General features: G+C 71.4%; 6 protein-coding genes. 4 read left to right on the top strand and 2 right to left on the bottom strand.

Going from position 1 to position 7,097, the window contains the following annotated elements; all coding sequences use genetic code 11:
* The 4 genes from ACTIR_RS0109805 to narI all read left to right on the top strand — a co-directional run.
* Window positions 1-2,364 (top strand): molybdopterin-dependent oxidoreductase (locus tag ACTIR_RS0109805; RefSeq protein WP_026454134.1); only part of this gene is annotated, 2,364 nt, incomplete at its 5' end.
* The gene (gene narH, locus ACTIR_RS0109800; RefSeq protein ID WP_026454133.1) at window positions 2,364-4,070 is read left to right on the top strand and encodes a nitrate reductase subunit beta; all 1,707 of its coding nucleotides are present in this window, start codon (window positions 2,364-2,366) and stop codon (window positions 4,068-4,070) included. The genes ACTIR_RS0109805 and narH, both read left to right, overlap by 1 nt.
* Entirely contained in the window at window positions 4,067-4,705 is a 639-nt protein-coding gene (gene narJ / locus ACTIR_RS0109795) for a nitrate reductase molybdenum cofactor assembly chaperone (RefSeq protein ID WP_026454132.1), read from the top strand. Before narH ends, narJ begins: the two co-directional genes overlap by 4 nt.
* A complete protein-coding gene (gene narI, locus ACTIR_RS0109790; protein WP_052583806.1) occupies window positions 4,702-5,469 on the top strand; it encodes a respiratory nitrate reductase subunit gamma in 768 nt (255 codons plus the stop codon). Before narJ ends, narI begins: the two co-directional genes overlap by 4 nt.
* Window positions 5,470-5,537: 68 nt before the next feature.
* On the opposite strand, the gene ACTIR_RS22575 is transcribed toward narI, so the two are convergent.
* Window positions 5,538-6,134 (bottom strand): hypothetical protein, encoded by a 597-nt coding sequence (locus tag ACTIR_RS22575; protein ID WP_199285598.1) that lies wholly within the window; start codon window positions 6,132-6,134, stop codon window positions 5,538-5,540.
* A 230-nt stretch (window positions 6,135-6,364) separates the two neighbouring features.
* Window positions 6,365-7,097 (bottom strand): SMP-30/gluconolactonase/LRE family protein (locus ACTIR_RS26515; RefSeq protein ID WP_026454130.1); only part of this gene is annotated, 733 nt, incomplete at its 5' end.

Here is a 7,097-nt window from a genome sequence, read left to right as displayed (position 1 = left end):
TTCGACGCCGCCGAGCCCGCGGGCAGTGTGCGCCGCGGCGTTCCCGCGCGGCGCGTCGGCGGGCACCTGGTCACCACGGTGTTCGACCTGCTGCTGGCCCAGTACGGGGTGCCCCGCGACGGGCTGCCCGGCTCCTGGCCCACCGGCTACGACGACGCCGACATGCCGTACACACCCGCGTGGCAGGAACCGATCACCGGCGTCCCCGCGCGGGCCGCGGAACGCATCGCCCGGGAGTTCGCCGCGAACGCCGAGGAGTCGCACGGCCGCTCCATGATCATCATGGGGGCGGGGACCAACCACTGGTTCCACTCCGACGTCATCTACCGCGCGTTCCTCACCCTGACCACGCTCACCGGGTGCCAGGGGGTCAACGGTGGCGGGTGGGCGCACTACGTCGGGCAGGAGAAGTGCCGCCCGCTCACCGGCTGGTCCCAGCTGGCGTTCGGCACGGACTGGTCCCGCCCGCCGCGGCAGATGATCCAGACCGCGTACTGGTACCTGCACTCCGACCAGTTCCGCTACGACCACTTCGGCGCGGACACCTTCGCCGCCGCCACCGGGGACGGGACGCTGTCCGGCATGACGACCGCCGACGCGATCGCCCGCTCGGCCCGGCTGGGCTGGATGCCGTCGGCGCCCACGTTCGACCGCAACCCGCTCGACCTGGCCGACGACGCGGAGCGGTCCGGCAAGTCCGCCCCGGAGTACGTGTCCACCGAGCTCGCGGCCGGGCGGTTGCGGTTCGCCTGCGAGGACCCGGACGCGCCGGAGAACGTCCCCCGGGTGCTGAGCATGTGGCGGGCGAACCTGCTGGGCTCGTCGGCGAAGGGCAACGAGTACTTCCTCAAACACCTGCTCGGCGCGGACGACTCGCTGCGCGCGGACGAGGCCCCGCCCGGGGCGCGGCCGGAGGACGTGGTGTGGCGCGACGACGCGCCGATCGGCAAGCTCGACCTGCTGCTGACCCTGGACTTCCGGATGACCAGCAGCACGATCTTCTCCGACGTGGTGCTGCCCGCGGCGACCTGGTACGAGAAGCACGACCTGAACACCACCGACATGCACCCGTTCGTGCACGCCTTCAACCCGGCGATCGCGCCCCCCTGGCAGACCCGCACCGACTGGGCCGCGTTCCAGGCGATCGCCGAGGTGTTCAGCCGGCTGGCGGCGACCCACCTCGGGGTGCGCGACGACGTGGTCGCCACACCGCTGCTGCACGACACCCCGGACGAGCTGGCCACCCCGCACGGGCGGGTCCGGGACTGGAAGACCGGCGAGTGCGACCCGGTCCCCGGCGTGACCATGCCCCGGATCACCGTCGTGGAACGGGACTACCCCGCCCTCGCGGCGAAGATGACCGCGCTCGGGCCGCTGGCCGACAGTCTCGGCGCGACGACCAAGGGCGTCACCTACCGGCTCGACCGCGAGGTCGAGCACCTCCGGCACAGCAACGGGGTCGTCCGGGGCGGCCCCGCCGACGGCCGCCCGTCCCTGGTGCGCGACGCGCACGCCTGCGAGATGATCCTCGCGCTGTCCGGCACCACCAACGGACACCTCGCCACCCAGGGCTTCCGCACCCTGGAACACCGCACCGGCCGGCCGCTCACGGACCTCGCCGCCGAGAGCGAGGGCAGGCGAATCACCTTCGCCGACACGCAGGCCGCACCCGTGCCGGTGATCACCTCGCCGGAGTGGTCCGGCAGCGAGACCGGCGGGCGCCGGTACTCGCCGTTCACCGTCAACGTCGAACGGCTCAAGCCCTGGCACACCCTGACCGGTCGGCAGCACTTCTTCCTCGACCACGACTGGATGGCCGAACTCGGCGAACAGCTTCCGGTGTTCCGGCCGCCGCTGGACATGACGGCGCTGTTCGACGAGCCCCGGACCGGCGACGCGGGCGGCGCCGGCATCGCCGTGCGCTACCTGACGCCGCACTCGAAATGGTCGATCCACTCGGAGTACCAGGACAACCTGTTCATGCTCAGCCTCTCCCGCGGCGGGCAGACCATCTGGATGTCGACACCGGACGCGCGCCGGATCGGCGTGTCGGACAACGACTGGATCGAGGCGGTCAACCGCAACGGTGTGGTGGTGGCCCGTGCGGTCGTCTCGCACCGGATGCCGGAGGGCACCGTCTACATGCACCACGCGCAGGACCGGCTGATCGACGTGCCCCGCGCCGAGGCGTCCGGGAAGCGGGGCGGAATCCACAACTCGTTGACGCGGCTGATGGTCAAGCCGTCGCACCTGATCGGCGGCTACGGCCAGCTGTCCTTCGCCTTCAACTACCTCGGCCCGACCGGCAACCAGCGCGACGAGGTCACCGTGATCCGCCGCCGCAGCCAGGAGGTGACGTACTGATGCGCGTGATGGCCCAGATGGCCATGGTCATGAACCTGGACAAGTGCATCGGCTGCCACACCTGTTCGGTCACCTGCAAACAGGCGTGGACCAACCGCGCCGGTGTCGAATACGTGTGGTTCAACAACGTCGAAACCCGCCCGGGGGAGGGCTATCCCCGCACCTACGAGGACCAGGAACGCTGGCGCGGCGGCTGGGAACTCAACCGGCGCGGCCGACTCAGACTCAAGGGCGGCGGACGGCTGCGCAAGCTGCTGACCATCTTCAGCAACCCGAAACTGCCCAGCCTGGACGACTACTACGAACCCTGGACCTACGACTACGACACCCTCACCAGCGCCCCCCTGCAGGAGCACACCCCGGTCGCCCGGCCCCGCTCCCTGATCAGCGGCGAGCACACCGAGATCACGTGGTCGGCGAACTGGGACGACAACCTCGGCGGCGCCCCCGACCACGGCCACCGGGACCCGATGCGCAAGGGCATCGAGGACAAGGTCCAGTTCGAGTTCGAACAGACCTTCATGTTCTACCTGCCGCGGATCTGCGAACACTGCCTGAACCCGTCCTGCGCCGCCTCCTGCCCGTCCGGGGCGATCTACAAACGCACCGAGGACGGCATCGTGCTCGTCGACTCGGACCGCTGCCGCGGCTGGCGCATGTGCGTCTCCGGCTGCCCGTACAAGAAGATCTACTTCAACCACCGCACCGGCAAGGCCGAGAAGTGCACCTTCTGCTTCCCCCGCATCGAGGTCGGCATCCCCACCGTGTGCGCGGAGACCTGCGTGGGGCGGCTGCGCTACATCGGCCTCGTCCTCTACGACGCCGACAAGGTCCTCGAAGCGGCGTCCGCGCCGGACGAGACCGACCTCTACGAGTCCCAGCGGCAGGTGTTCCTCGACCCGCACGACCCGGCCGTCGTCCGTGAGGCCGAGCGCGCGGGGATCCCGCACGACTGGATCGAGGCGGCCCAGCGCTCCCCGATCCACTCCCTGATCAACGAGTACAAGGTCGCGCTGCCGCTGCACCCGGAGTACCGCACCCTGCCGATGGTCTGGTACATCCCGCCGCTGTCGCCGGTCGTCGACGTCGTCCGGGACACCGGGCACGACGCCGAAAACCACGGCAACCTCTTCGCCGCCATCGACGCGCTGCGCATCCCGGTGGAATACCTGGCGAAACTGTTCACCGCGGGCGACGTGGACCGGGTGAACACGGTGCTGCGCCGGCTGAGCGCGATGCGCTCCTACATGCGCGACATCAACCTCGGCCGCGAACCCGACGAACGCATCGCCGAGAAGGTCGGCATGACCGGCGAACAGGTCTACGACATGTACCGGCTGCTCGCGCTGGCCAAGTACGACGAGCGCTACGTCATCCCGTCCGCGCACGGTGAGCAGGCGCACGGGCTGGAGGAACTGGCCACCGAATGCAGCCTGGACTACGAGGGCGGCCCCGGCATGGGCGGGTCCGGCCCGTTCGGCGAGTCCTCCGGAGGCCCGGCGCCGATCGCGGTGGAGAACTTCCAGATGCTGCGCGACCGGCAGAACGCCGACACCGTCGCCGCCCCGGTCGACAAGGGCAGCCGGGTCAACCTGCTGAACTGGGACGGCAAGGGACATCCCGAGGGCCTGTTCCCGCCGCGCCCCCAGCCGCCCGGCGAGTCGGCCGGTGGCGACCCGTCCGGGGAAGTGAGGCCACAGCCGTGACCCTCACCGACACCGACCGGGCCACCGCCTGGCAGGCGCAGTCCCTCGTGTTGACCTACCCGGACGAGCGGCTGGCGCAGCGCATGCCGATGCTGCGGGCCGCCACCCGGACCCTGCCGCAGGCGCCGGCCCGCCCGTTGGCCCGGTTCCTCGACCACGCGGCCGCCACCCCGCTGCTGGAGCTGGCCGCCGACTACGTCGCCACGTTCGACCACCGCAAACGGTTCAGCCCGTACCTGACCTACTTCACCTACGGCGACACCCGCAAACGCGGGATGGCGCTGCTGCGGTTCAAGCACGCCTACCGCACCGCGGGGCTCGAACTCGACGAGGACGAACTGCCCGACCACCTCGCCGTCGTGCTGGAGTTCGCCGCCACCGGCGACGCGGCCGCGGGCAGGCGGCTGCTCGTCGAACACCGCGCCGGACTGGAACTGATGCGACTGGGGCTGCGGGAGACCGGCTCCCCGTGGGCACACGTGCTGGAATCCGTCTCGGCGACCCTGCCGCCGCTCGGCGGGCGGGAACACGAGGCGGTCGCCCGGCTCGCCGCCGAGGGGCCACCCGAGGAGGAGGTCGGGCTGGACCCGTTCGCCCCACCCGAGTACATGCCCCCGGCGGGAGGCCCCCGATGAACCACCCGATCGCCGCGCAGGACGCCCCGACCGCGGTCGGCACGCAGGCGATCCTGCTGTGGGTCGTCGTCCCGTACGTGTCGATCGCGATCTTCGTCGTCGGGCACGTGTGGCGCTACCGCTACGACAAGTTCGGCTGGACCACCCGCTCCTCCCAGCTCTACGAGAACCGGCTGCTGCGGCTGGGCGGCCCGCTGTTCCACTTCGGCATCCTGCTCGTCGCGGTCGGGCACGTCGGCGGCCTGCTCGTCCCGAAGTCCTGGACCGAGGCGGTCGGGATCAGCGACACCGCCTACCACGTCATGGCGGTCGCACTCGGCGTGGTCGTCGGGTTCGCCACCCTGGTCGGCGCCGCGATCCTGGTCTACCGGCGCCGCACCGTCGGGCCGGTGTTCTCCGCGACCACCCGCAACGACAAGGTCATGTACGTGCTGCTGCTCGGCACGATCGTGCTCGGCCTCGGCACCACCGTGCTCGGCAATCTCGTCGAGAACCCGCACGACTACCGCGAGACCGTGTCCCCGTGGTTCCGGTCGATCTTCTACTTCCAGCCGGAACCGGAACTGATGACCCGCGCCACCCTCGGCTTCCAGCTGCACGCCCTCGCCGCGTGGGCACTGTTCGCGTTCTGGCCGTTCAGCCGCCTGGTGCACGTGTTCTCGATGCCGCTGGGCTACCTCACCCGGCCCTACATCGTCTACCGCAGCCGCGACGCCGCCCGGGACAGCCGGACGGCCCGCCGCGGCTGGGAACGGGTGCGGTAGCCGGAACCGCGGCCACCGACCGTCCCCGCCGGGGTTGCCCGGAGGCCCTGAGCACCCTCAGGGCTGTCTCACGCGTCGGCGAGGTGGGTGGTGAGGCGGTCGTTCAGGTCGGCGACCTCGGGGATGGCGGTGTGGCGGGTGGTGTGCTGGTTGAGGTGGCGCAGGTTGGTCCGGGCACGTTGGGAGCGCAGCGGGTCGGCGTGGTCGAGAGCTTCGGCGGCGAGGTGGGCGGCTTCGCGGAGATCGCCGGTGGCGAGGGTGTGGGTCGCCAGCCGGATCTCGGCGAGAGTTTTCGAGCGGGTGTAGGTGGGGCCGTAGCCGTGGATCGAGTCGGTCAGCCGTCGGGTGGCCTCGTCCGTGCCGTGACCGGTGGGTGTGGCGAGAGAGGCGAGCGCTTCTCCGGCGACCGCGTTGTGCTCTGCCGGGTCGTAATGGGCCAGGTAGATCGGGTCGTCGTCGGGGCGGCTGTTGTCCAGATGTTCGTCGGCCGTGCCGACCGCGGTACGGGTCTCCTCCGTCCGGTGCATGGCGGCGAACACGCGGGCACGCATGGTGTGCAGGCGCGCGAGGTGCGTGGCAGGGAGGCGGTCGGCGCGGACGAGGGCGAGGTCGGTGTGGGTGAGTCCCGTCTGTGGGTTGCCGAGCCACACCGACTGTTGCGCCATGTTGCCGAGGATCAGCGCCCGCAACGGCCAGTTGTCGGCTTCTTCGGCGCAGGCCAGGGCGAACGTGAACAGGTGCTCGGCTTCGTCGTGCGCGGCGGCGTCGAACGACGGTGTGTGCGCCGGTCACTACCGCGCGAGTGGGGGAGAGTCCGAATCTCCCCGTATCCTCCCCTGGACATCCCCTCGGGAAGCGGCTCGTTGCGGTAGCCGCCCCACGCTCACGTGCGTGCTCAGTCGGGGCTCGCTCTCGGTCGCGCCAGGCGCAGAACCGTGCCGTCCCCCGCCACGTAAAGGGTCCCGTCCGGTCCGGCGGCCAGGCCGGTGAACCGGCGGGGCACCCCGGGCATCCCGTGGGCGAACAGCGCCGGTTCACCCGGGGTGGCCGTCCCGGCCCGGCGCCCGAGCGGCAGCGCCTGCGCCACCACCCCGGTCCCGCCCGTGGCGAGGCACAGAGTGTGCACCGCGGCGGATCCGGCGTCCACCACGAACAGCGCGTCGTCCGCGACGGTCACGCCCTGCGGTGCCGTGAGCCCCTCCAGGACGGGGACCACGGCCTCGTCGTCGACGCGCAGGACCGCACCGCGCTTCGCGTCCGAGACGTAGCAGCGTCCCCACCGGTCCACCGCCACGTCGACGGGCTCACCGAGCCCGGAGGCGAGCACGGTGACGGTGTCGTCGCCGTCCACCGTCAGCACCCGGCCCGCACCCGTCTCCGCGACCACGAGCGTCCCGGCCCCGTGCACGCACACGCCGGTGGGCCGCTCCAACCCGGCGACGCGCGGCCGCGTGCTGCCGCGCGCGAGGTCGTGGGTGCGCACCTCGCCGTACTGGGAGGTCAGGTGCAGCAACTCGCCGTCGGCGGCGACCCCGTGGACGAAGAACAGCAACGCGCGCGTGGTCACCACGCCCGCCGCGCCACCGTCGCCGGTGCGGTCGTCCGAGGCGCCCCGGTCGGCCGTATCG

Source organism: Saccharomonospora iraqiensis subsp. iraqiensis, assembly GCF_000430445.1.
GTDB classification, from domain to species: Bacteria; Actinomycetota; Actinomycetes; order Mycobacteriales; family Pseudonocardiaceae; genus Saccharomonospora; species Saccharomonospora iraqiensis.
The sequence above is the reverse complement of the archived record's forward strand: the minus strand, read 5'-3'. Positions and strand labels throughout refer to the sequence as shown.